Source organism: Amycolatopsis sp. cmx-4-61, assembly GCF_046548775.1.
Taxonomy (GTDB): Bacteria; Actinomycetota; Actinomycetes; order Mycobacteriales; family Pseudonocardiaceae; genus Amycolatopsis.
This window is the reverse complement of the sequence record NZ_JAEBEI010000001.1, coordinates 577,236-601,119: the sequence shown is the minus strand read 5'-3', so window position 1 is coordinate 601,119 and position 23,884 is coordinate 577,236. Positions and strand designations below refer to the sequence as shown.

Genomic DNA, 23,884 nt, shown 5'->3' with positions numbered 1-23,884 from the left:
TGACGGCGGCGCCCGCGACGGCCTAACGTGGACGCCTGCACCTGGTCCGCGCTCCGGCCGCTCACGCGGAGGGCGGACCGGCCGGAGGGGGCAGCCGGTCACTGCCCCGCGAGAACGAGGCCTGGCCCGAGCCCGCACGGGGCTCGATCGTCGAAAGGATGCGCGCATGAAGATCCGCGTCGAGCGTGACGGGCTCGCCGACGCCGTCGCGTGGGTGGCCAGAAGCCTCCCCTCCCGGCCTCCGGTGCCGGTGCTGGGCGGTGTCCTCCTCGACGCCGGTTCGGACGGCGAAACCGACGCGCTGACGGTCTCCGGCTTCGACTACGAGGTCTCCGCCACGGTCGGGGTCCCCGCGACGATCGCCGACGGCGGCCGCCTGCTGGTGTCCGGGCGCCTGCTCGCCGACATCACCAAGGCGCTGCCCGCGCAGCCGGTCGAGATCTCCGTCGACGGCGCGCGCGCCACCATCACGTGCGGCAGCGCGCGGTTCTCCCTGCCGACCATGCCGGTCGAGGACTACCCGCAGCTGCCGTCCCAGCCCGCCTTCGCGGGCGAGCTCGCCGGTGACGCGTTCGGCCAGGCCGTCACCCAGGTCGTCGTCGCCGCGGGCAAGGACGACACGCTGCCGATGCTCACCGGCATGCGGCTCGAGATCTCCGGCAGCTCGCTGACCCTGGTCGCGACCGACCGGTTCCGGCTCGCCATGCGCGAGTTCACCTGGCAGCCGGCCGAGGGCCTGGCCGACGCCGCCGTGCTCGTCCCCGCGCGGACCCTCGCCGAAGCGGCCAAGACGCTCGGCGCGAGCGGCGCCACGATCCGCCTCGCCCTCGCCAGCGGCGAGGGCCTGCTCGGCCTGTCCGGCTCCGGGCGCTACACGACGACCCGCCTGCTCGACGCCGAGTTCCCGCCGTACCGGCAGCTGCTGCCCGCGTCGCACACCTCGCGTGCGGTGATCGACGTGTCCGCGCTCACCGAGTCCATCAAGCGCGTTTCGCTGGTGGCCGAGCGGGGGACTCAGGTACGACTGGAATTCGGGGACAACACGCTGCGGTTGTCCGCGGGTGGCGACGACGAGGGCAGCGCCGAAGAGGAACTGCAGGTCGAGTACGAAGGTGAGCCGGTGACGATCGCGTTCAACCCGGGTTACCTCGTCGACGGCCTGGGCGCGCTGCACAGCGACCGCGCGGAGCTCACCTTCACCACGCCGAACCGGCCCGCGCTCATCAAGCCCGCCGACGCCGAGGGCAACGTCGTCCCCGGTTACCTCTACCTCCTGATGCCGGTCCGCCTCCCGGGCTGACCCGCCCACTCCATGGGGGTTCCGGGTGGCGGAGCCCCCGGCCGGGGCGAAGCCCCGTAAGACACTGCCTGAGCACGTAAGGGGATCTCGATGGTTCAGCTCGGTCTGATCGGCCTGGGCAAGATGGGCTTCAACATGCGTGAGCGGCTGCGCGCGGCCGGTCACGAGGTGGTCGGCTACGACCGCAACCCGGACGTCAGCGACACGACGTCGCTCGAGGACCTGGTGTCCAAACTGGACGCTCCGCGGATCGTCTGGATCATGGTCCCGGCCGGCGAGCCGACCCGGCAGACCGTCACCGAGCTGAGCAACCTGCTCGCCGACGGCGACATGGTGATCGACGGCGGCAACTCGAAGTACACCGACGACAAGCTGAACGCCGACCTGCTCGCGGCGAAGAACATCGGCTACGTCGACTGCGGCGTGTCCGGCGGCGTGTGGGGCAAGGACAACGGCTACGGCCTCATGGTGGGCGGCACGGCCGCCGACGTCGAGCGGGCCATGCCGATCTTCGACGCCCTGCGTCCGGAAGGCCCGCGCGAGGAAGGCTTCTCGCACGCGGGCGACGTCGGCGCCGGCCACTACGCGAAGATGATCCACAACGGCATCGAGTACGGCATGATGCAGGCCTTCGCCGAGGGCTTCGAGCTGCTCGAGGCCGCGAAGGTCGTCAAGGACGTCCCCGCGGTGATCAAGGGCTGGCAGCGTGGCACGGTCGTCCGGTCCTGGCTGCTCGACCTGCTGGTGCGCGCGCTCGACGAGGACCCGGAGCTGGACGACCTCGAGGGTTACGTCGAGGACTCCGGCGAAGGCCGCTGGACGCTGGAAGAGGCGATCAACAACGCGGTCCCGGCGCCGGTCATCTCGGCCGCGCTGTTCGCGCGGTTCGCCTCGCGGCAGGAGCACTCCGCCGCGATGCGCGCGGTCGCCGCGCTGCGCAACCAGTTCGGCGGGCACGCCGTGAAGAAGGTCGGCGGGTGAGGACGGCCCCCGAAGGCAAACACCGTGTATCTGCGTCACCTGCAGGTCACCGACTTCCGCTCCTGGCCGCAGGCTGATCTCGCCCTCGAACCGGGGCCGGCCGTGCTGGTCGGCCAGAACGGCCGCGGCAAGACCAACCTGCTGGAGGCGATCGGGTACGTCGCGACGCTGGGCTCGCACCGCGTCGCGACGGACGCGCCGCTGATCCGGCACGGTTGTGAGCGCGCGCTGGTGCGGGTCGCGGTGGTCAACGAGGACCGCGAACTGACCGTCGAGCTCGAGATCACCGCCGGCCGGGCGAACCGCGCCCGGGTCAACCGCGGTGCGGTCGGCCGTCCGCGGGACGTGCTCGGGATCCTGCGCACGGTGCTGTTCTCCCCGGAGGACCTCGCGCTCGTGCGGGGTGACCCGGGCGAGCGGCGCCGGTTCCTCGACGAGCTCCTGGTGCTGCGCGCGCCGCGGTACGCGGGGGTGCGGGCGGACTACGAGAAGGTGCTGAAGCAGCGGAACGCCCTGCTCAAGACGGCCGGGAAGCGGCGTACGGGTCGTGAAGACCCGTACGCGCTGTCGACGCTCGAGGTCTGGGACGACCACCTTGCGGTGGCGGGCGCGGAGCTGCTGGCCGCGCGCCTGAACCTCGTCGCCGACCTCGCGCCGTACGCGGCTGCGGCGTACATGGGGGTCGCGCCCGACTCGCGGCCGGCGAAGATCGCCTACCGGTCGTCGCTGGGTGCCGCCCTGCCGGAAACGTACGGCGTACCGGATGGCGAACGGGCGCAACCCGGCGTCCTCAAGGACGTCCTCCTCAAGGCGCTGGGTGAAGCCCGCAAGGCGGAGCTCGAGCGCGGGATCAGCCTGGTCGGCCCGCACCGGGACGAGCTGGAGCTGATCCTGGGCCAGGCGCCGGCCAAGGGGTACGCGAGCCACGGCGAGTCGTGGTCGTTCGCGCTCGCCCTCCGGCTCGGCAGCTACGAGCTGCTGCGCGCGGAGGCGGGCGAGCCGGTGCTGCTGCTCGACGACGTGTTCGCCGAGCTCGACCGCAAGCGCCGGGCCCGGCTGGCCGAGGTGGCCGCGAGCGCCGAACAGGTGCTGGTGACCGCCGCGGTCGACGAAGACGTGCCCGAAGAGCTGGCCGGCCGCCGGTTCGTGGTGGCGGACGGTGAGATCACGCGTGGCTGAGCAGAGCGACCGGACACCCCGGGTGACGGGCGCCACAAACCGCACCCGATCTGGGGACAAACCTGTGGACAGTGTGGATAACACGGTGAATGAGTTATCGCTGCCCGTGACCCTGCGGCCGGATGGGTGGCGCAAAACGCCCGGTGACCGCGCCGAACCAGCGGCCGGTACGGACCGTGACAGTGACGTTGGGCCGAACGAGGCTCCGCCGTCCGGGCGCGACCTCGCGCACGCCGCGCTCGAAGCCGCGAAGGCCAAGGCGAAGGAGCGGGGGGGCCCGCCGGGCCGCCGTCGCCCGTCGGCCGGGGGCGGTGGCCAGAACCCCCGGCGTCGCCGCTGGTCGGGACCGGGTGCTGACGCGCGTGACCCGCAGCCGCTCGGCCGGCTGGTCTCCCGGCTGGTCAGCGACCGCGGCTGGAACGAGAGCGTCACCAGCGCCCGCGTCTTCGCGCAGTGGGCGCGGCTGGTCGGCGAAGACGTCGCCGAGCACGCGCAGCCGGTCGCGCTGAAGGACGGCGAGCTCACCGTGCGCGCGAGCTCGACGGCGTGGGCGACCCAGCTGCGGTTGCTGCAGGGAAAGCTGCTGGCCAAGATCGCGGCGGGGGTCGGCAACGGCGTCGTCAAGCGGATGCGGATCCAGGGCCCGACCGCCCCGAGCTGGCGGAAAGGGCCCCGGCACGTGCCGGGCCGCGGACCCCGTGACACGTACGGCTGAACCGGGTTGCGTGATGCTCGGTTGAATGCGCCGAGAACGCACCCAGACCTCCCGAGATACGTCAAGACTCGGCCAGAACCGATTTCGTGCGTCTGTGACGCGTTCAGGGGTGTCCTTGCCGCATGTCAGCGGACGCGGCCAAGTACACTGGGAGGGAGCGAGCGTCCGCTCGGGCGAGACGAGGAGAAACAACGCCTGTGACCGAGAACCAGCACGAGTACAACGCGTCATCGATCACGGTGCTCGAAGGCCTCGAAGCGGTCCGCAAGCGCCCCGGCATGTACATCGGTTCCACCGGTGAACGCGGCCTGCACCACCTCGTCCAGGAGGTCGTCGACAACTCCGTCGACGAGGCGATGGCCGGGTACGCCACCAAGGTCGAGGTTACCCTCCTCGCCGACGGCGGGGTCCGGGTCGTCGACGACGGCCGCGGCATCCCGGTCGACATGCACCCCAAGGAGCAGAAGCCGACCCTCGAGGTCGTGCTCACCGTGCTCCACGCGGGCGGCAAGTTCGACAGCGACTCCTACGCGGTGTCCGGCGGCCTGCACGGCGTCGGCGTCTCCGTGGTGAACGCGCTGTCGAAGAAGCTGCTCGCCGAAGTGAAGTACGGCGGCCGCAGCTGGCGCCAGGAGTACACGGACCAGGTGCCGGGCCCGCTCGAGGACCTCGGCCCCGCGTCGGAGACCGGCACCACGATCACCTTCTGGGCCGACGGCGACATCTTCGAGACCACGACGTACAACTTCGAGACCATCTCCCGCCGGCTGCAGGAGATGGCGTTCCTCAACAAGGGGCTGACGCTGTCCCTGCGCGACGAGCGCGTCACCGAGGAAGAGACCGAAGCGGACGCCGAGGGCAAGGTCGCGCGGATCAAGGAGAAGACCTACTGCTACCCGGGTGGGCTCGAAGACTTCGTCAAGCACATCAACGGCAGCAAGGACCCGATCCACCCCAGCGTCATCTCCTTCGACGCCAAGGGCACCGGCCTCGAGGTCGAGGTCGCCATGCAGTGGAACACCGGGTTCACGCCGTCGGTGTACACGTTCGCCAACACGATCAACACCCACGAGGGCGGCACCCACGAGGAGGGCTTCCGCGCCGCGCTGACCCGGGTCGTCAACTCCTACGCGCGCGACAAGAAGCTGCTCAAGGAGAAGGACGCCAACCTGACCGGCGACGACGTGCGCGAGGGGCTCGCCGCGATCGTCTCGATCAAGCTGTCCGAGCCGCAGTTCGAGGGCCAGACCAAGACCAAGCTGGGCAACAGCGAGGCCAAGACGTTCGTGCAGCAGACGTCGAACGAGTGGCTGGCCGACTGGTTCGAGCGCAACCCCACCGAGGCGAAGACGATCATCAACAAGTCGATCTCTTCGGCGCAGGCCCGGATGGCCGCGCGCAAGGCGCGTGACCTGGTCCGCCGCAAGGGCGCGCTGGAGATCGGCGGCCTGCCGGGCAAGCTGAAGGACTGCCGGTCGACCAACCCGGAGGAGTGCGAGCTTTACATCGTCGAGGGTGACTCGGCGGGCGGCTCGGCCAAGGAGGGCCGGGACTCGATGTACCAGGCGATCCTGCCGATCCGCGGCAAGATCATCAACGTCGAGAAGGCCCGCATCGACCGCGTCCTCAAGAACACCGAGGTCCAGTCGCTGATCACCGCGCTCGGCACCGGCATCCACGACGAGTTCGACATCTCGAAGCTGCGCTACCACAAGATCGTGCTGATGGCCGACGCCGACGTCGACGGCCAGCACATCACCACGCTGCTGCTCACCCTGCTGTTCCGGTTCATGACGCCGCTGATCGAGCACGGCCACGTCTTCCTGTCGCGGCCGCCGCTGTACAAGATCAAGTGGCCGCGGTCCGAGCCGGAGTACGCCTACTCCGACCGCGAGCGCGACGCCGTCATCCAGGCCGGTGTCGAGGCGGGCAAGCGGCTGCCGAAGGACGACGCGATCCAGCGCTACAAGGGTCTCGGCGAGATGAACGCCGAAGAGCTGTGGGAGACCACGATGGACCCGGCCAACCGGCTGCTGGGTCAGGTCACCCTCGACGACGCCGCCCAGGCCGACGAGCTGTTCTCGGTCCTGATGGGCGAGGACGTCGAGGCCCGCCGCTCGTTCATCACGCGCAACGCCAAGGACGTGCGCTTCCTGGACGTCTGAGCGTCCCCCCGTTCTTCGCCCCCGCTAGGCCCCTGCACCCGAGAAGGACCTCATGACGGAAACTCTGCCGCCGGCGCCGGACCACGACCGGATCGAACCGGTCGACATCCAGCAGGAGATGCAGCGCTCCTACATCGACTACGCGATGAGCGTCATCGTGTCGCGCGCGCTGCCGGACGTCCGGGACGGGCTCAAGCCGGTGCACCGGCGGGTCCTGTACTCGATGTTCGACTCCGGCTTCCGGCCGGACCGCGGGTACAACAAGTGCTCGCGCGTCGTCGGCGACGTCATGGGCAACTACCACCCGCACGGTGACTCGGCGATCTACGACGCGCTGGTGCGGCTCGCCCAGCCGTGGTCGATGCGGTACCCGCTGATCGACGGGCAGGGCAACTTCGGCTCGCCGGGCAACGACCCCGCGGCCGCCATGCGGTACACCGAGTCCCGGCTCGCGCCGCTGGCCATGCAGATGCTGGCCGACATCGAAGAAGACACCGTCGACTTCTCGGACAACTACGACGGCCGCACGCAGGAGCCCGACGTCCTGCCGTCGCGGTTCCCGAACCTGCTGGTCAACGGCGGTTCCGGGATCGCGGTCGGGATGGCGACGAACATCCCGCCGCACAACCTGCGCGAGGTCTCCGAGGGCGTCGTCTGGGCGCTGGAGAACCCGGACGCGACCGACGACGAGCTGCTGGCCGCGCTGCTGGTGCGGATCAAGGGCCCGGACTTCCCGACCAAGGCGATGATCCTCGGCACGTCCGGCATCGAGGACGCCTACCGCACCGGCCGCGGCTCGGTCCGGATGCGCGCGGTCGTCGAGGTCGAGGAGGACGCGAAGGGCCGCACGATCCTGGTCGTCTCGGAGCTGCCGTACCAGGTCAACCCGGACAACCTGGTCGAGAACATCGCGAACCTGGTCCGCGACGGCAAGCTCACCGGCATCGCCGACATCGCCGACGAGTCCAACAGCCGCTCGGGCATGCGGATCGTCGTCACGATCAAGCGGGACGCGGTCGCGAAGGTCGTGCTGAACAACCTGTTCAAGCACACCCAGCTGCAGCAGAACTTCGGGGTCAACATGCTGGCGCTGGTCGACGGCGTGCCGCGCACGCTGCGGCTCGACCAGATCATCCGCCACTACGTGAAGCACCAGGTCGAGGTGATCGTCCGGCGGACCAAGTTCCGCCTGAGGAAGGCCGAAGAGCGGGCCCACATCCTGCGTGGGTACGTCAAGGCGCTCGACATGCTCGACGAGGTCATCGCCCTCATCCGGCGGTCGCCTTCGGCGGACGAAGCCCGGCCGGCCCTGATGGAGCTGCTGGACGTCGACGAGATCCAGGCCACCGCGATCCTCGACATGCAGCTGCGCCGGCTGGCCGCCCTGGAGCGCCAGCGGATCATCGACCAGCTGGCCGAGATCGAGCTCGAGATCGCCGACCTGAAGGACATCCTCGAGAAGCCGGAGCGGCAGCGCGCGCTGATCCGCGACGAGCTGATGGCGATCGTCGACAAGTACGGCGACGACCGGCGCACGAAGATCATCGGCTTCAGCGGCGACGTCACCGACGAGGAACTGATCGCGGTCGAGGACGTCGTCGTCACCATCACCCGCACGGGGTACGCCAAGCGGACGAAAACGGATCTGTACCGCTCGCAGAAGCGCGGCGGGAAGGGCGTGCAGGGCGCGACCCTGAAGCAGGACGACATCGTCCAGCACTTCTTCGTCTGCTCGACGCACGACTGGATCCTGTTCTTCACGAACAAGGGCCGCGTCTACCGGACCAAGGCGTACGAGCTGCCCGAGGCCAACCGCAACGCGCGTGGCCAGCACGTGGCGAACCTGATGGCGTTCCAGCCGGACGAGCAGATCGCCCAGGTCATCGAGATCAAGAACTACGAGGTCGCGCCGTACCTGGTGCTCGCCACCAAGCGCGGCCTCGTGAAGAAGACCAAGCTCACCGACTTCGACTCCAACCGCTCCGGCGGCCTGATCGCGATCAACCTGCGTGAGGGCGACGAGCTGGTCGGCGCGGTGCTGGCGGCGGCCGAGGACGACCTGCTGCTGGTGTCGGCGGAGGGCCAGTCCATCCGCTTCCACGCGACGGACGAGGCGCTGCGGCCGATGGGCCGCCCGACGTCTGGCGTGATGGGCATGCGCTTCAACGACGGCGACGAGCTGCTCGGCATCAGCGTCGTCAAGGAGGGCAAGTTCCTGCTGGTCGCGACCGACGGCGGGTACGCCAAGCGGACGGCGATCGAGGACTACCCGGTCCAGGGCCGCGGCGGCAAGGGCGTGCTCACCATTCAGCACGACCGCAAACGTGGCAGGCTGGTGGGTGCACTCATCGTCGACGCCGAGGACGAGCTCTACGCCATCACCTCGAGCGGCGGCGTGATCCGCACACCGGCGGGCGACGTGCGCAAGGCAGGGCGGCAGACGAAGGGGGTCCGGCTGATGAACCTCGGCGAAGGCACCACTCTTCTCGCGGTCGCACGCAACGCGGACGAGCCCTCGGACGTCGCCAATGGTGACACCCCGGACGTCGCCGACGGTGATGCTCCGGACGTCGCCACCGGCGAAGCTCCGGACGTCGCTCCCGGCGAGGCGCCGGAAGCGCCGGAAGCGACTGACGAGACGACGGCGCAGTAACTTTTCACCCCTACGGACAGCGCCCCACGGCACGGGTAAGGACTGACTCTTCGTGACACCGACCGAGAATCCCGAGGCAGCGGGTTCGAACGGAACGCCGGCCAGCCCGCCGTGGCAGCGGGTCGACAAGGAAGGCGACGCCGAAGCGACAGTCAAGCTGGCCACGGAGGAGGCGCAGCCCGCCGCCGCCGAACGTCCGGTGGTGACGGGCAGCGCCGCCCCCCGCCTGTTCGGCGGATCGGGCGACACCCCACCGAGCGGCGAGGCAGTGCCCCCGGCGTCGGCCCAGCGAGCCCGCCCGAGCGCGCTGCGCCGCCCCGGCCGCGGCCCGCGCCGGGCATCGCTGCAGGTGAAGCGGTTCGACCCGTGGTCGGTCCTCAAGCTGTCCCTGGTACTGGGCGTGGCGATGTTCTTCGTCTGGCTGGTGGCGGTCGGCGTCCTGTACACGGTCCTCGACGGAATGGGCGTCTGGGACAAGCTGAACGGAACGTACTCGTCCCTGGTCGGCGGCGAAGGCGCGAACGCGTCCTCGGAACCCCTGATCAGCGCGGGCCGCGTGTTCGGCATCGCGGCGATCCTGGGCGCGATCAACATCGTCCTGGTCTCGGCCCTGGCCACGGTGAGCGCGTTCATCTACAACGTCTCGGCGGACCTGGCCGGTGGCCTGGAAGTCACCCTGTCCGAACGAGAGTGACCCGGTTGCAGGACCCCTTCGGGGGTCCTGTAAAGTTCTCCTCGTTCGAGGGCCTATAGCTCAGGCGGTTAGAGCGCTTCGCTGATAACGAAGAGGTCCCAGGTTCAAGTCCTGGTAGGCCCACGCAGATCAAGCCCGGTCCGCTTTTCGCGGACCGGGCTTTTGCGTGACTTGGGTGCTCATCATGAGGTCAGCGCACCAGGTTCTCCTGGCTGGCCGCCCACGACGCCAACAGGGCCAGGCCGTCCGCGGTCGGTGTGCCAGGGGGCGCGGTGTAGACGGTCAGCAGCAGGCCGGGTTCGGCTGGCAGCTCCATCGACTCGACGTCCAGGTCGAGCCGGCCCACTGCCGGGTGGCGCAGGCGCTTGCGGCCGGATCGGTGGAGCCGGACGTCCTGGGACGCCCACCGCTGCCGGAACGGTTCGCTGCGTGTCGACAGCTCGCCGACCAGGGCGATCAGGTCCTCATCGTGCGGATTGCGGCCGGCTTCCATGCGCAGCTTGGCCGCCACGTCGCCGGCGATTCGGGCGTAGTCGACGAAGAACGTTTCTGCCGCTTCCGGGTGCAGATACACGAACCGCGCGGTGTTCGCCGGGCGTTGCGGGTCGGCCGGCATCGGTGAATACAGCGCGCGGGCGAGTTGGTTCGTGGCCAGGACGTCGTAGCGGCCGTTGCAAATCCAGGCCGGTGCGTCGGTCATGGCGTCGAGCACCTGCTGGAGGGCCGGACGCACCGTCACGGCGGGGCGCCGGCGGCGTGGACCGCCGGGCGCCCGGGACCGGCGCGCGAGGTGGAACAGGTGATCGCGCTCGGCCTCGTCGAGTTGCAAGGCCGCGGCCAACGCGTCGAGCACCCCGTCGGAGGTGCCGGTGAGGCTGCCGCGCTCGATGCGCACGTAGTAGTCGACCGATACCCCGGCCAGGAGCGCTACCTCTTCGCGACGTAAGCCTTTGACCCGGCGATTGCCGCCGTAGGCGGGCAGCCCGGCCTGTTCGGGCGTGATCCGCGCGCGACGGGAACTCAGGAATTCCTTGATCTCGGTGCGCAGATCGGTCGAGGCCACCTCGTCACCGTAGGCGGTGTCCGCAATCCAAGGGAGGTACTGCAGGTACCCCCGGCGTTTACGTACCTGTTGCGGTCGTGGCGATGCCGCCGTCGACCGGGATGACGGTGCCCGTGAGGTAGGACCCGGCCCGGCTGGCGAGGAACACGGCGACACCGGCCATGTCGTCGTCGCGGCCGAGCCGGCGCAGCGGCGCCTTCGCCGCGATCGTGTCGCCGACGGCGTCGAGCGTGGACGCCATCATCCGCGACGGGAACGGCCCGGGCGCCACCGCGTTCACCGTGACGTGCTGGGGGCCTAGTTCTCTGGCCAGCACCCGGGTGAGCTGGTGGAGTCCTGCTTTGCTGCTGGCGTAGGAGTAGTTGGGCGACTCGGCGACGTGGATCGCGGCGATACTGCCGATGTTGATGATCCGCGCGGGATCGTCCGCGGTGCCCGCCTTGCGAAGCGCGGGAAGCAGCGCCTGCACCAGCCAGAACGGCGCCTTGAGGTTGAGGTCGAGCACGCTGTCCCAGGCCTCGTCCGGGAACGTCTCCAGTGGCTCGCGCCACATCGCTCCCGCGTTGTTGACGAGGATGTCCAGGCGTTCCGACCCGTTCACGACGAGCTCAGCGAGGCGCCGGCACTCGTCGCGCCTGGACAGATCGGCGGGAATTGCTCGAACATCGCCGAATTCGGACAGCTGCTGCGCTGCCTCCGCGCACGTGTCCGCGTTGCGCGAGCTGATGATCACGCGGGCGCCCGCCTGCAGGAGGCCGCGCGCGATCATCATCCCGATGCCCTGGGTACCGCCGGTGACGAGTGCGTATTTCCCGTTCAAATCGAAAAGGTTCACTGGAAAAGGTTCGCAGGCATGCGAGACGCCGGGGAGATCTTGGTGAAACAGGTACCGGGAGAGCCTCCCTTCAACTGCCGTTTCGCGCGGCGGGTGGCGGGGCCACCGGGCAGACTCCGCCGGCGAGCCATTTCTCCCGCAGGTCCGAGGGAATGGTCAGCGTGGTCGGCTGGCCGTTCGTCAGCGTCCGGACGCTTCCGCCCAGCAGGAGGCTCCCTGCCTTGTCGAGGACGGCCGTGGCCAGGCGGCTTCGGTCCTCCGATCGCTCGAGCAGGCGCATCGCGCGTACGCCGGCGTCCACCGCGCGGGTCCAGCCGCGGGAGCGCGGCACCTCCAGCCAGTCGGCGACCTGCGGGGTCACCACCTGGCGGACCATCGCCGCGACCACGCCGTCGAAAGCCTTGCCCGGGACCAGATCCTCGTACAGGCGCAGCAGGTTGCGGGTCAGCTCGATCCCCTCGGCGGAGGGGCCGTAACTCGCCTCGACCAGCTGGGCGTTCAGCGCCTGGGCCTCGCCGAGCGTCTCGGGCATGGCCTCGGCCGGGATGCCGAGCAGGGCGCCCGTCACCCGCCACACGTAGTAGTAGTCCTCGGCTTCGCGGTCGGTGACCGAGATGCCGATCCGGCGCATTCCGTCGATCACCTGGACGGAAAAGATCAGCAACGCACCCAGCATGTCCTGCTGGCACAACGGCACGCCGTCCGCGGCCTCGTCCCATTCGCCGGAACGTGTGATGAAATAGCGGACCGCCGCGTGGATCAGCCGGGTCTTCTGGATCGTGGGCACGAAACTGCCGCCGGACCCGAACGGGTTGCAGCCCATCAGGTTCAGGACGAACTGCGACGTTTCCGACAGACGGCGGTGAGGCTGGTTGAGCCGGTGCGTCAGCGAAAGGATCCGCGACGGCCGCGGCTGGGCGTAGCAGTTGACCATCGCGCCGAACGACAGGACCGAGGCCACGTGCACGCCGTCGTCCACGAAGAATTCGTACGCGCCGGCGACCCGGTCGAGGTCGGTCCAGGCCGGTGGGGCGTCCGTGGCGATGAGATAGCGGCGCACGGGCTCCGGCAGATCGTCGGGAATGGCCTGGTCGTTCTCTCGGAACCGGGCCAGCACCTCGTTGACCGCGCGGGTCGTTCCGCTGGACACGAGATCGGCGATCACGGCGTCGGCGAGTGGGTCGCCCTGGTACTTCAGCGCTTCGATCGCGGACTGCGTCTTCTGCATTTCTGGCACGCGCTCAGCCTCAGCCGGACCGCGAACCCCGCGCTAGCGCTGTTCGTGCACGTCAGCGCCACTACGGGATGATCTGTACGGGCACAGTGCGTGACGAAGGCGGATACGGGTCAGCCCTGCCGGGAAGAGAAGGCCGGCAGGGCTGAGCAGTTACGGTCGGCGCGCCGCACGGTCGCCTCTCGGCGAGGTGGCTCATCGCGGCTCCGGCCGAACGGTATTCCGCGAAGGCGATGGGTGAGGCCCGGGGGACACGGTGGGCACTCCGACCACTGGGTACAACCGAACAACCCGGTGCGGTATTTCCCCGTGTCTGTGACGTGCGTTACCGGTGGTTCCACGTGGAACCACGAGTACCCGCCACCCGCGTCGCAGCGGTGCAGTAACATCGCCGGGTAAGGGAAGCAAGCTGAGAAGGGGGCTTCGGTGAAGAAGCTGCTGGCACTCGCCGTCATCGCGGGCGGCGTCCTGTTCGTCGTCAAGCGCAACAAGGCGGCCAAGGCCGAAGCCGACCTCTGGCGCGAGGCGACCGCTCCGGTCCCCTCCACCAACGGCACCACCCCGGCCAAGCCGGCGGGCGCTTCCCACAACTGATCTCCACGCGGGCGGTCCGCCGCCCGCGTCCGGGGCTGTAGCTCAATTGGTAGAGCACCGCCTTTGCAAGGCGGGGGTCAGGGGTTCGATTCCCCTCAGCTCCACACCGCAGTAGACGCGACGAAGGCCAGGTCAGAGGGGTATTTCCTCTCACCTGGCCTTCGTCGTATCAGGCGGCCGTACCTCCCGCCGTGCCCCCTGCGTGCCCCTCGCCCCGGCCGCGTGCCCGCCGACGGGTGCGCTTGCCCTGCGGTCGCCGACGGGCTGACTCGATGTTGTGGCTCATTGAATCGGCGATCGTGTGGTCACGTTCGCGCCGCGCCCGCTGGTAGATCAGGGCAGCCCGGGTGGTGGACTGGCCCATCCGAGCCATCAGCTCACGCGTCGTCGCGCCACCCTCCGCGGCCATCTCGTTCCCGGTGTGGCGGAGGTCGTGGAAGTGCACGTCGTCCGGGATCCCCGCAGCCTTCTTCGCCTTCACCCACAGCCGCCGGAAGTTGTGCCGACGTAGCCGGCCACCCTGGGGGCCGACGAACACCAGGCCGTCCGCGCCTGGTTCGGCGTACTTCTCGATGTGCTCGCGCAGGTCCGCCACGATCACGCGGGGAATCGCGATGCGCCGTTTCCCTGCCTCACTCTTCGGCCCCTTCAGCTTCGGTCCGCCCTTCACTTCCGCCTGCGAGCGCAGCACGCGAATTTCCCGGCGCTTCAAATCGACGTCACGCCGTCGCAGCGCGGCCAGTTCACCGAAACGCGGTGACGCGAACGTCGCCAGTAGCACGAGCGTCCGATACCGCGGCTGCATTGCGTCGGCGAGCTTGTAGACCTGGCCGATTGTGAGCACCGGACGTTCGGGCGAGTTGTCCTCGCCCGCGCCCTTGATCCGGCACGGATTGCGTTTCACGATCCGGTCCTCATCCACGGCCGTGTTGAAGATCGCCCGCAACAGGCGGTACGCCTTCGCCACGGTCGGCTCACCGACCTGTGCCGCCAGCAATTCGCTTCGCCACTTCCGCACCGTGGCTTCCTTGACCTTGGCCAGCGAAAGGCCGTCAAGCCGCGTCGTCGCGAAGTGGTTGCGCACGATCCCCTCGTAGCGCTCGCGCGTCGAGTCGGCGAGCTTCCGTTCCGCCACGCGGCAGTGCTCCGAGAGCGGTACGCCGGCGAACTCGAAGCGACCGAGTACCTGGACCAGCTGCGCGCGATCCAGCGGACGTCATGATTCGAATTCGCCGAAAGCGCTGAACCACCCTTCTCGGGGCGGTCAGCTCTGGTCTGAGCCAACATCTTCTAATTCGCGAACCGTGTTGTTCTCCAGAAAAGCACGGACCACTCCGCGCGCTCCGCGCCGGGGCTGTACGTCCGCCCACTCCTGCTCCAAGAGGGCTCGTATCTTGCCAGCGTCGTCGGCCGAGTAGTATCCGATTTCAAGGCGTGTCTGTAGCAACTGCTCCACTTGACTGTTTTTCGCCGCCTCAAGCAAGGTCAGCACTCCGTCATGTCGCCCGTGCGCTAAGCAAGCGCCGACCTCCGCTGCCGCTGTGCGGATTACGGGGTCAAGTTGCTGCATCGTCCACGCCGCTCGATGGACAGGCCGAACTTGCTGGCCAGCCTTCGGGATTAGGATCAGGTCGAGCATCGCTTCGGCCGCAGATTCGCTACCTGGGCAAAGTTCAACCCATGCCTTATAGTTTTTAGAGTGTTTGATGGCCGAGTAGAGGCAATATGCGACCTCGTCAGCTGTGAGACTTCCGGCCAAGGCCGCTTCATAGGCAGTCGATAAATCCTCGGGCGCCAGAGCAAGCTCCGGATCGCGGTAAGACACGTCATTTGGTTCGGCTGTGTCCCACTTGCAATACGCTTCGCGGACCTTCTTTGTGATTTCCGCAAAATGTTTCTTGCTGTCTACATTCGTAGAAATTCCGCTGCCTCTGCGGACCTCGTCGACCTGCTGACCTAGCGCGTCCGCGACGTCGGGGTCCACCCCTGCGGCTTCCAAGCACTGGGCGACCGTCTTTCCGCGTGTTCTCAGTTCAAAAGCATTGTAGAAGCTGGCCCGCGCTGGAAGTCGCGGCCCAATGCCCGGCTGTTCAAGGAGTCGATCGTAAACGAAGCTACGAGACATGGAGTTCGGACCGAAGCCGTCCGGTAAGGCTTCTTCCAGTGTGCGTCGCAGTGCGCGAACAAGTCGCGATCGCATGTCATCGCCGCCGAAGGGGTCCGGCTGAGGCGGGTTACCGTTCCAGAGAATAGTACTCATCTTCAGTTCGCTCCCGACGTCAAGTTTGACGGCATTATCCACGTCGTCCGACGTCTAAGTGTCCAGACTTAGATCCTTGAACGCAACTTGGTGCTGGCCGACGTATAGATCCATTCTCGGATGCTTAGATGTCGTGCTGTCGTGTTGAGTCGTTTGAGTCAGATCCATCGGCTCGACCGTCACGGTCGTAAGCCACGGCAGGAAAGCGAAACCATGTCGCGTTCACCGACCATCACAATGCTCGCCCTTGCTCTCGTAGCCGCGGTGGGGATCATCTGCGCCTTGATCACCGGATTCCTGAGCTGGGTGGGTGGGTCCAATCCTGCCAACGCTGCACTTCGCGGCGGAGCCGCTTTCGGTGGTGTGGCGACCCTCGGTATTGGGCTGCTGGTCGCGCTGGGCATTCTCTAGCGCGTGTCGTTGCTGCGGAGACAGGCCTCACCGATGCCGTGTATCCGCAGCAACGCGATGATTTCGCCCTGCCGGACGCCAGCGGACACTCGTGTGCCCCTCACGTGCCCGATCAACGGGGCGCACGCGGGGACTCACGGGGAACAGTGTCGCAAAACCCCAGGTAGATGCGTCGTGAGATCTCGGCAGGTCGGCCGGGGTCTGCCGACGGACATTTGCAAGGCGGGGGTCAGGGGTTCGATTCCCCTCAGCTCCACAGCGCCGAACGGCCCGCACCCGCGCAGGGTGCGGGCCGTTTCTGCCGAGTCAGGTCCGTGTCAGGGTGGTGTCAGGCCGTCCCCCGACAGTCGTGGCCATGACAGACCTGGCGATCACGGCCTCCGGACTGCGGAAGGCCTACCAAGGCAAAACCGTCCTCGACGGTGTGGACCTCGAAGTCCGAGCCGGCAGCATCTTCGCCCTGCTCGGGCCGAACGGTGCCGGCAAGACCACCACCGTCAACGTCCTCACCACGCTTATCCGGGCCGACGCCGGCAGCGTCCGCGTGGCCGGGCATGACGTCGTCACCGAAGCCAAGGCCGTGCGGGCCGCGATCGGAGTCACCGGGCAGTTCGCCGCCGTCGATGAGCTGCTCAGCGGGCAGGAAAACCTGCAGCTCATGGTCGACCTCAACCGGAGGGCCGGCAAGCGGGCCGTTTCCGAACTACTGGAGCGGTTCGAGCTCACCGAGGCCGCGCACAAACCCGCCTCGACCTACTCCGGCGGCATGCGCCGGAAGCTCGACCTCGCCATGACCCTCGTCGGCCGCCCGCGGGTCATCTTCCTCGACGAGCCGACCACCGGCCTGGATCCGCGCAGCCGCCGCACCATGTGGGGCAGCATCCGCGAGCTCGTCGCCGACGGCGTGACCATCTTCCTCACCACCCAGTACCTCGAGGAAGCCGACCAGCTCGCCGACCGCATCGCCGTGCTCGACCAGGGCCGCCTGGTCGCCCAGGGCACCGCCGACGAACTCAAGCGCCGGATCCCCGGCACCCACGTCCGGCTCCGGTTCACCACCGCCGCCGAGCTCGACGCCGCCGCGCGGGTGCTCACCGATGCCACGCGGGACGAAGAAGCCCTGGCTCTGCGCGTTCCCGGTGACGGCGGCACGAAGTCACTCCGGTCCCTTTTGGACCGGCTCGACGAATACGCGCTCGGTGCCGAAGAGCTTTCCGTCCACACGCCCGATCTCGACGACGTCTTCCTCGCCCTGACGGGCCACGCCTCGGAGGTTCCCGCAAAATGAGCGCCCACTCGATCGTGATGCTGCGCCGCAACTTCAAGCACATCGCCCGGAACCCGATGTCGGTGTTCAACGCGATCCTGATGCCCGTCGTCATCATGCTGATGTTCGTCTACATGTTCGGCGACGCGTTCAACGTCGGCGTCGACTACGTCGACTACGCGACGCCGGGGCTGATGCTGCTGGCCGTCTGCTACGGCCTGGGCGCCACCGCGATCGCGGTGAGCTCCGACATGACCAAGGGCATCATCAACCGCTTCAAGGTCATGGACGTCTCGCGCGGCGCGGTGCTGACCGGGCACGTCGTCGCCAGCGTGCTGACCAACCTGATCGCCATCGCGGCCCTGCTCGGCGTCGCCTTCCTGCTCGGGTTCCACCCGGCGGCGGGCTTCCTCGGCTGGCTCGGCGCGGTCGGCGTCGTCGTGCTGCTCGGGTTCGCGACCGGCTGGCTCACGATAGCGCTGGGCCTGGCGGCGAAGTCCCCGGAAACGGCGGGCATGGCGTCGGTGCCGCTGGTCATGCTGCCGTTCTTCAGCAGCGCGATCGTGCCGGCGGACAAGATGGGGCCCGGCCTCAAGCAGTTCGCGGAGTACCAGCCGTTCACGCCGATCATCGAAACCCTGCGCGGGCTGCTCAACGGAACCCCGGCCACCGGCACCCTGCTCGCGGCCCTCGCGTGGTGCACCGGGATCGCCGTCGTCGGCTACCTGTGGGCCTCGTCCACCTTCAAGAAGCGAGCGTGACCGCGGCCAGCTCGGGCCAGCTCGCCTGCGCCCCTTCCCGCGTCGCCTCGGTGAACCGCTCGTCACCGAGGCGACGCCGTGCGGTCTCCTCGATCCGGGCGGCGTCCGGGTGCGACCGGTCGGGCAGGCCCCGGACACCCGCGCCCGCTCCGAGCAGCCGCGCGGCCTGCTCGTCGTTTCCCCCGCGCAGCGCCAACTCCGCCAGTCCGATGAGGACCTGCGCGATCGTCAGTGGGTGTCCCGCCTCGGTCGCCGCGTCGAACGCCGCCGCGCGGTGGGCGCGGGACCCGGCGAGGTCGTCGGTGAGGTAACCGAGCAGGTCCCGGACGACCGCCTGCACGCTCGCGCGCCGGGCGTCGTCGCCCATCGTCACCGCCACGACGTCGAGCTGGCGCCGCGCTTCCGCGGTGTCGCCGCGCCACCGCGCGAGTTCCGCCTTCGCCAGCGCCAGCTCGGCCAGTGCGTTCGGCCAGGCGACGCGCTCCGCGGCGCGCTGGGCCTCGGCCAACGCCGTTTCACTCGCTTTTTCGTCGGCCAGCAGCCAGTACAGCTGGGCCTGCCGTGACCGCATCCGGACGACGTCCTCGATGGCGCCGACCTCGGTCACGACTTCGATCGCCTGCTCGTAGGACGCGCACGCCTCGGCGAACCGGCCGCGCACGGCGACGCGGTCCGCCAGCTCGGTCAGGGCGAACGAAGTGCCCCACCGTTCGCCGAGCGCGCGGAACTCGGCGACGGCCGTCTCGAGGAGCGCGTCCGCGGCCTGGTCGCCGTGGCCGGTCTGGACGCGCATCTTGCCCAGCTGCAGCCGGGCCACCGCCCGCACCCACGGATCCTCGTCGGCGAGCAGCGGTTCGAACGCCGACAGCGCCGCGTCCGGTCCGTGCAGCAAGCGTTCCAGCGCGGCGGCGAACCGCAACGCCAGCCGGGGCCGGTCCACCCGCAGGCTGATTTCGTGCGCCTTGCGAATCCACTCCTCCGCCCGGTATTCGTCGCCCTGCTGGCCGGCCGCCACGAACTGGACGACGAAGGTGTAGACCACGCCGCGGATCTCGTCCGGCACTTCGCCGGGCACGGCCGTGGCCGCCATGACCAGCTCGTTGCCCTCCGCCCGGTGCCCGCCGAGCCACCAGTACCAGCCGGCGGTCGCCGCGAGCCGCATCGCCTCGGCCGCTTCGCCCGCCGCGAGTGCCCCGCGCATCGCCGCGGTGATGTTGTCGTGCTCCACCTCGAGCGCGGCGAGCCACGTCAGCTGCTCGGCGCGACGCAGGTGCGGCTCCGCGGTTTCGACGAGCTCGGTGAAGTACGCGAGGTGGGCGCGCCGGGCGACATCCGTCTCGCCCGCCTCCGCGAGCCGCTGTGCGGCGTACTCCTTGATGGTCCCGAGCATGCGGTACCGCTCGCCGACGATGACGACGAGCGACTTCTCCGTCAACGCGGTCAGCAGGTCGAGCGCGTCGCCGCCGCACACGTGCTCGGCCGCGTCCAGGCTCGCCCCGCCGGAGAACACGGAAAGCCGGCGCAGCACCACGCGTTCGGCGCCGGACAGCAGCTCCCAGCTCCAGTCGATCACCGCGCGCAGCGTCCGGTGCCGCGGGAGCGCGGTCCGGCTGCCGCCGGTCAGCAGGCGGAACCGGTCGTCGAGCCGGTGCGCGAGCTGGTCGAGCGACATCGTGCGCAGGCGAGCCGCCGCGAGTTCGATGGCCAGCGGCATCCCGTCCAGCGCCCGGCAGACGCGCGCCAGGGTGCGGGCGTCCACCGTGAGGTCCGTGCGCACCGCACCGGCCCGGTCCCGCAGCAGCCGGACCGCCGGGGCAGCCTCGATTTCCGCGGGATCCGCGTCCTCGGCGGGCAGGACCAGGGGCGCGACCTGCCAGAGCGCCTCCCCGGTGATGCCGAGCGGTTCCCGGCTCGTCGCGAGGATCCGCAGCCGCCGGCATTCACCGAGCACCCGGTGCGCGAAGGCCGCCGCGGCCTCGATGACGTGTTCGCAGTTGTCCAGGACCAGCAGCATCGACCGCTCGCGCAGAGCGGCGACGACCCGGTCCACCGGCTCGGCGTCCGGTGCCTCGCCGACGAGCGCGTCCCGCAGCTTGAGCGCGCCCAGCGTGGCCTGGGCGACGTCGTCGCCGGTGCCGATCCCCGCCAGCTCGACCAGCCACACGCCGTCCGGGAAGTCGCCGAGCAGCGTGCGCGCGGTTTCCGTGGCCTGCCGGGTCTTTCCCGAACCACCCGGCCCGATCAGGGTGGTGAGCCGGTGCCCGCCGACGAGCTCCCGGACCGCGGCGACGTCGGCGTCCTTGCCGACGAAGCTGGTCAGCTCCGCCCGCAGGTTGGTCTTCCGCGTCTCTTCCCGCCGGCCCAGTTCGCCGCGCAGCAGCGCGACGTGCACTTCGGACAGCTCCGGTGAGGGGTCGACGCCGAGGGTGTCGGCCAGGGTTTCCCGCGTGCGCTCGTACACGAGCAGCGCTTCGGTGTCGCGGCCGGTGGCGACCAGTGCGCGCATCAACGCGGCGACCAGCCGTTCCCGCATCGGGTGCGCGGCGACCAGGTCGGTCAGCTCGGTGACCAGCTCCGCGCCGTGACCGAGCCGGGCCTCCGCGTCGAACCGGTCCTCCAGCGCGGCCAGGCGCAGCCCTTCGAGCCGGGTGGCCGCGGCCGCGAACGCCGCGCTTTCCGGCAGCTCGACGTCCTGCATCGCCGACCCGCGCCAGAGGGCGAGTGCCTCGCGCAACCGTCGCGGATCCTCCTCCTTGCGGGCCTGCCCGACGAGGCGTTCGAACCGCACGGCGTCGACGTTGTCGGGCGCCACCACCAGCCGGTAGCCGGTCGGCCGTCCGTCGACCGATCCCTCGGGCAGTGCCTTGCGCAGCCGGGAAACCAGGCGCTGCAACGCGTTCGGCGCTTCGGCGGGCGGCTGCTCACCCCAGATCCAGTCGACGAGCGTGCCTTTCGGGACCACCTGGCCCGGCTCGAGCGCGAGGGCGACCAGCAGTCCGCGCAACCGGGCACCCGGCACATCGGCGAGCGCGCCGTCGTCCGTGCGCACTTCGAAGGGCCCCAGGATCCCGATCTGCACCCGGCCGATCTTGCCACGATCGGCGGTGTCCGAGGCGTGTCAGGCCCGTGTCAGCCCGCTCGGCGATCGTCGTCGGCACCCACCACGAAAGGAACGCCGATGAGCCAGGCCGACGTCCCGCACGGACTCCCCATGGACCGCGACGCGGGCCCCTTCGACCCGCCGAGCGCGCTCACCCGGCTGCGCGACGCCCGCCCGGTCAGCCCGCTGGTGTTCCCCGACGGCCACGAGGGCTGGCTCGTCACCGGCTACGACGAGGTCCGGCAGCTGATGGCCGACACGCGGTTCAGCTCGCGCCTCGACCTCGACGTCGTCCACGTGCCGTACGAGACGGGCATGCCCGCCGCCACCGAGCCGTCCCCGCAGCTGCCGGGCATGTTCATCGCGATGGACCCGCCGGACCACAGCCGGCTGCGCCGCAAGCTCACCGGCGCCTTCACCGTCAAGCGGATGCAGCAACTGGAGGAGCACATCGCCGACGTCGTCGAGCGGCAGCTGGACCACCTGGCGCGGCTGGCCCCGCCGGTCGACCTGGTCAAGGAGTTCGCGCTCCCGGTGCCGTCGCTGGTGATCTGCGAACTGCTCGGCGTGCCGTACGCCGACCGCGAGAGCTTCCAGGCGAATTCGGCGCAGTTCATGGTCCGCGAGCAGACCATCGAGGAGAAGATGGGCGCGTACCTCGCGCTCAACTCCTACCTCACCGAGCTGGTCACGAAGAAGCGCGCCGAGCCGGGCGAAGACATCCTCTCCGACCTCGCCCGCCACGACGACCTGACGATCGAGGAGCTGACCGGCGCGGCGTTCCTGCTCCTGCTCGCCGGCCACGAGACCACGGCCAACATGCTGTCTCTGGGCACCTTCGCGCTGCTGGCGCACCCCGAGCAGGCGGCCGAACTCCGCGCCGACGCGGACCTGCTGCCGGGCGCCGTCGAAGAGCTGCTGCGCTACCTGTCCGTGGCGGACATCTTCTTCCGCTACGCCACCGAAGACCTCGAGCTCGGCGGCGAAACGATCGCCAAGGGCTCGACGGTCGTCGTTTCCCTGCTCGCGGCCAACCACGACCCCCGGCGCTTCGAAAACCCGGACACGCTCGACATCCGCCGCAACGCCCGCGGCCTGCTGTCCTTCGGCCACGGCGTGCACCAGTGCCTCGGGCAGCAACTGGCCCGCATCGAGATGCGCGCCGGGTTCGAAGGCCTGCTGCGCCGCTTCCCGGCCCTGGCGCTGGCGGTTCCGGCCGAGGAGGTGAAGCTGCGCACGGACATGAACATCTACGGCGTCCACGAGCTCCCGGTCACGTGGCCGACAGGAAGCTGAGCACCGCGTCCCGGCCCGCGTGGCCGCGCTCGCGGTTCTGGATCGAGTGCGACTCGCCCGGCACGATCACCAGCTTGCCGCGCGGGGCCCTGGCCGCTTCCTCGCGGGCCCACTCCAACGGCGTCGACAGGTCCCGGTCGCCGTTGAGCAGCAGGACCGGGACGTTCGGCAGCGAGCCGGCGGGGTTGGAAGCCGGGCGTTCCGCCGGCCACGGCAGGCAGCTCTGGATGAACCCCTGCTGCGTCGCGACTCCCGTCGTGTACGGCCACGTCGCCGACTCCGGCAGCGTGTGGGCCGTCAGGGACAGCAACGGCTGCCGGAGCGGGAGCGGCGTGGCCGCCGAGCCCCACGGGAAGCGCTGGTCCGCGCACAGCGCCGCCGCGTGGAGGCCGGCGCTGAACGACGCCGGGTCGTCCCCGCCGGACTTGTACGCCTCCAGCAGCGCGTCGAGCCGGGCCGGGGCGCCGGTGCGGGCTTCGTGCAGGGCGCCGATGAGGTCGCCCGCTTCCGGGTTGCGGTACGTCGGGTCCGAGAATTCGTACGACACCACGGTGTCGAAGATCCGCACGCCGTCGGCGGTGCCGCGGTGGCGGACCACCCACGCCAGGTCCTCGGCCGGGTCGTAACCGCAGGCCGGGGCCACCGCGCAGGCCGCGCGCAGCACTCGGGCTTCGGCCGTCATGCCCGTCAGGTACAGCGAAGCCGACGCCGTCGCGTGGTGCGGGAGCACCGAATCGAGGATGACCTTGCTGACGTGGTCCGGGTGCGCGATCGCGTACCGGGCCGCGGTGAAGGAACCGTACGAGACGCCGTCGACGACCAGCTTCGGCGCGCCCAGCGCCTGGCGGAGCTGGTCGAAGTCGGCCACCGTCTGGTCGGTCGAGTACAGCGGTGCCGTGTCGCCGAGGATGCGCGCGCACTCCCGGACCGCGTCGGGTGACGGCGTGGCGATGTCCGAACTGCCCATCTCCGCCTGCAGGCCGGGACACTGCAGCGCCCCCGACGGGCCGGTGCCGCGCTGGTCGAGCATGACGATCCGGTAGTCCTTCGCGACCTCCGGCAGCCGCTGTGTCGCGATCCGCGTGATCGTCCGGACGCCGCCCTGGCCGGGCCCGCCGGTGAGGAACAACAGCACGCCCTTGGGCGCGGTCACGTTGTCCGCGGTCGCCACCGGCAGGGCGAGCGTGCCCGGTACGCGGCCGGTGTGGTCGAGCGGGACGGTCAGGGTCGAGCACGTGAACCCCGGCTGACCCGGGCACGGGTGGGGGTCGGCCAGCTGCGGCCGGCCGGGACGCGCGTCGGCCACGCCCCCGAGGGCGGCGGTAAGCGTCAGAACCAGCCCGGCGGTCAGGATCTTCGAGCGCATACCTGCATCA

The 23,884-nt window shown here is 69.6% G+C and carries 19 protein-coding genes and 2 tRNA genes; 14 read left to right on the top strand and 7 right to left on the bottom strand.

Going from position 1 to position 23,884, the window contains the following annotated elements; genetic code table 11:
- Positions 1 to 166 precede the first annotated feature (166 nt).
- From dnaN to ACLJOU_RS02960, 8 genes are all read left to right on the top strand, one after another.
- Positions 167 to 1,300 carry a DNA polymerase III subunit beta gene (gene dnaN, locus ACLJOU_RS02995; RefSeq protein ID WP_191308555.1) on the top strand — a complete coding sequence of 378 codons (1,134 nt, stop codon included), beginning with the start codon at positions 167 to 169 and terminating at the stop codon, positions 1,298 to 1,300.
- 90 nt (positions 1,301 to 1,390) lie between these two features.
- The gene (gene gnd / locus ACLJOU_RS02990) at positions 1,391 to 2,281 is read left to right on the top strand and encodes a phosphogluconate dehydrogenase (NAD(+)-dependent, decarboxylating) (protein ID WP_410562826.1); all 891 of its coding nucleotides are present in this window, start codon (positions 1,391 to 1,393) and stop codon (positions 2,279 to 2,281) included.
- 24 nt (positions 2,282 to 2,305) lie between these two features.
- Positions 2,306 to 3,460, top strand: a complete 1,155-nt coding sequence (gene recF / locus ACLJOU_RS02985) for a DNA replication/repair protein RecF (RefSeq protein ID WP_410562824.1) — start codon at positions 2,306 to 2,308, stop codon at positions 3,458 to 3,460.
- 106 nt (positions 3,461 to 3,566) lie between these two features.
- A complete protein-coding gene (locus tag ACLJOU_RS02980) occupies positions 3,567 to 4,175 on the top strand; it encodes a DciA family protein (RefSeq protein WP_410564686.1) in 609 nt (202 codons plus the stop codon).
- A gap of 197 nt (positions 4,176 to 4,372) precedes the next feature.
- Positions 4,373 to 6,340 (top strand): DNA topoisomerase (ATP-hydrolyzing) subunit B, encoded by a 1,968-nt coding sequence (gene gyrB / locus ACLJOU_RS02975; RefSeq protein WP_410562820.1) that lies wholly within the window; start codon positions 4,373 to 4,375, stop codon positions 6,338 to 6,340.
- Positions 6,341 to 6,392: 52 nt separating this feature from the next.
- The gene (gene gyrA / locus ACLJOU_RS02970; RefSeq protein ID WP_410562818.1) at positions 6,393 to 8,993 is read left to right on the top strand and encodes a DNA gyrase subunit A; all 2,601 of its coding nucleotides are present in this window, start codon (positions 6,393 to 6,395) and stop codon (positions 8,991 to 8,993) included.
- A gap of 52 nt (positions 8,994 to 9,045) precedes the next feature.
- The gene (locus tag ACLJOU_RS02965; protein WP_410562816.1) at positions 9,046 to 9,687 is read left to right on the top strand and encodes a DUF3566 domain-containing protein; all 642 of its coding nucleotides are present in this window, start codon (positions 9,046 to 9,048) and stop codon (positions 9,685 to 9,687) included.
- Positions 9,688 to 9,736: 49 nt separating this feature from the next.
- Positions 9,737 to 9,810 (top strand) — tRNA-Ile (locus ACLJOU_RS02960).
- Positions 9,811 to 9,877: 67 nt separating this feature from the next.
- Here ACLJOU_RS02960 and ACLJOU_RS02955 read toward each other — a convergent pair.
- The 3 genes from ACLJOU_RS02955 to ACLJOU_RS02945 form a co-directional block, all read right to left on the bottom strand.
- Positions 9,878 to 10,750, bottom strand: a complete 873-nt coding sequence (locus ACLJOU_RS02955; RefSeq protein ID WP_410562815.1) for a helix-turn-helix domain-containing protein — start codon at positions 10,748 to 10,750, stop codon at positions 9,878 to 9,880.
- A 58-nt stretch (positions 10,751 to 10,808) separates the two neighbouring features.
- Positions 10,809 to 11,585, bottom strand: a complete 777-nt coding sequence (locus tag ACLJOU_RS02950; RefSeq protein WP_410562813.1) for an SDR family oxidoreductase — start codon at positions 11,583 to 11,585, stop codon at positions 10,809 to 10,811.
- Between the two features lie 70 nt (positions 11,586 to 11,655).
- Positions 11,656 to 12,813 carry an oxygenase MpaB family protein gene (locus tag ACLJOU_RS02945; protein ID WP_410564684.1) on the bottom strand — a complete coding sequence of 386 codons (1,158 nt, stop codon included), beginning with the start codon at positions 12,811 to 12,813 and terminating at the stop codon, positions 11,656 to 11,658.
- A gap of 432 nt (positions 12,814 to 13,245) precedes the next feature.
- Here ACLJOU_RS02945 and ACLJOU_RS02940 point away from each other — a divergent pair, with 432 nt between their 5' ends.
- Positions 13,246 to 13,413, top strand: a complete 168-nt coding sequence (locus tag ACLJOU_RS02940; RefSeq protein WP_003100602.1) for a DLW-39 family protein — start codon at positions 13,246 to 13,248, stop codon at positions 13,411 to 13,413.
- 31 nt (positions 13,414 to 13,444) lie between these two features.
- Positions 13,445 to 13,517: transfer RNA gene (locus ACLJOU_RS02935), tRNA-Ala, on the top strand.
- Positions 13,518 to 13,582: 65 nt separating this feature from the next.
- On the opposite strand, the gene ACLJOU_RS02930 is transcribed toward ACLJOU_RS02935, so the two are convergent.
- Positions 13,583 to 14,548 carry a tyrosine-type recombinase/integrase gene (locus ACLJOU_RS02930; RefSeq protein WP_410562811.1) on the bottom strand — a complete coding sequence of 322 codons (966 nt, stop codon included), beginning with the start codon at positions 14,546 to 14,548 and terminating at the stop codon, positions 13,583 to 13,585.
- 129 nt (positions 14,549 to 14,677) lie between these two features.
- A complete protein-coding gene (locus ACLJOU_RS02925) occupies positions 14,678 to 15,715 on the bottom strand; it encodes a hypothetical protein (protein ID WP_410562809.1) in 1,038 nt (345 codons plus the stop codon).
- A 99-nt stretch (positions 15,716 to 15,814) separates the two neighbouring features.
- On the opposite strand from ACLJOU_RS02925, the gene ACLJOU_RS02920 reads away from it, so the two are divergent.
- The 3 genes from ACLJOU_RS02920 to ACLJOU_RS02910 all read left to right on the top strand — a co-directional run bounded on the left by ACLJOU_RS02920 (position 15,815) and on the right by ACLJOU_RS02910 (position 18,112).
- Positions 15,815 to 16,084, top strand: a complete 270-nt coding sequence (locus ACLJOU_RS02920; protein WP_410562807.1) for a hypothetical protein — start codon at positions 15,815 to 15,817, stop codon at positions 16,082 to 16,084.
- Between the two features lie 355 nt (positions 16,085 to 16,439).
- Positions 16,440 to 17,372, top strand: a complete 933-nt coding sequence (locus tag ACLJOU_RS02915) for an ATP-binding cassette domain-containing protein (protein WP_410562804.1) — start codon at positions 16,440 to 16,442, stop codon at positions 17,370 to 17,372.
- A complete protein-coding gene (locus tag ACLJOU_RS02910) occupies positions 17,369 to 18,112 on the top strand; it encodes an ABC transporter permease (RefSeq protein WP_410562802.1) in 744 nt (247 codons plus the stop codon). Before ACLJOU_RS02915 ends, ACLJOU_RS02910 begins: the two co-directional genes overlap by 4 nt.
- Here the strand turns inward: ACLJOU_RS02910 and ACLJOU_RS02905 are convergent.
- Positions 18,096 to 21,191 (bottom strand): BTAD domain-containing putative transcriptional regulator, encoded by a 3,096-nt coding sequence (locus ACLJOU_RS02905; RefSeq protein ID WP_410562799.1) that lies wholly within the window; start codon positions 21,189 to 21,191, stop codon positions 18,096 to 18,098. The two genes, ACLJOU_RS02910 and ACLJOU_RS02905, sit on opposite strands and share 17 nt — an antisense overlap.
- A 99-nt stretch (positions 21,192 to 21,290) precedes the next feature.
- Here ACLJOU_RS02905 and ACLJOU_RS02900 point away from each other — a divergent pair, with 99 nt between their 5' ends.
- Positions 21,291 to 22,508, top strand: a complete 1,218-nt coding sequence (locus ACLJOU_RS02900) for a cytochrome P450 (RefSeq protein ID WP_410562796.1) — start codon at positions 21,291 to 21,293, stop codon at positions 22,506 to 22,508.
- On the opposite strand, the gene ACLJOU_RS02895 is transcribed toward ACLJOU_RS02900, so the two are convergent.
- Positions 22,486 to 23,874, bottom strand: a complete 1,389-nt coding sequence (locus ACLJOU_RS02895) for an alpha/beta fold hydrolase (protein WP_410562794.1) — start codon at positions 23,872 to 23,874, stop codon at positions 22,486 to 22,488. The genes ACLJOU_RS02900 and ACLJOU_RS02895 overlap by 23 nt on opposite strands.
- Positions 23,875 to 23,884: the final 10 nt, after the last annotated feature.

Bases quoted from the DNA above. Each gene is read 5' to 3' on its own strand.
- dnaN (WP_191308555.1), top strand. From the start codon at position 167: ATGAAGATCCGCGTCGAGCGTGACGGGCTCGCCGACGCCGTCGCGTGG.
- gnd (WP_410562826.1), top strand. From the start codon at position 1,391: ATGGTTCAGCTCGGTCTGATCGGCCTGGGCAAGATGGGCTTCAACATG.
- gyrA (WP_410562818.1), top strand. From the start codon at position 6,393: ATGACGGAAACTCTGCCGCCGGCGCCGGACCACGACCGGATCGAACCG.
- ACLJOU_RS02945 (WP_410564684.1), bottom strand. From the start codon at position 12,813: ATGCAGAAGACGCAGTCCGCGATCGAAGCGCTGAAGTACCAGGGCGAC.
- ACLJOU_RS02915 (WP_410562804.1), top strand. From the start codon at position 16,440: ATGACAGACCTGGCGATCACGGCCTCCGGACTGCGGAAGGCCTACCAA.
- ACLJOU_RS02910 (WP_410562802.1), top strand. From the start codon at position 17,369: ATGAGCGCCCACTCGATCGTGATGCTGCGCCGCAACTTCAAGCACATC.
- ACLJOU_RS02900 (WP_410562796.1), top strand. From the start codon at position 21,291: ATGAGCCAGGCCGACGTCCCGCACGGACTCCCCATGGACCGCGACGCG.
- ACLJOU_RS02895 (WP_410562794.1), bottom strand. From the start codon at position 23,874: ATGCGCTCGAAGATCCTGACCGCCGGGCTGGTTCTGACGCTTACCGCC.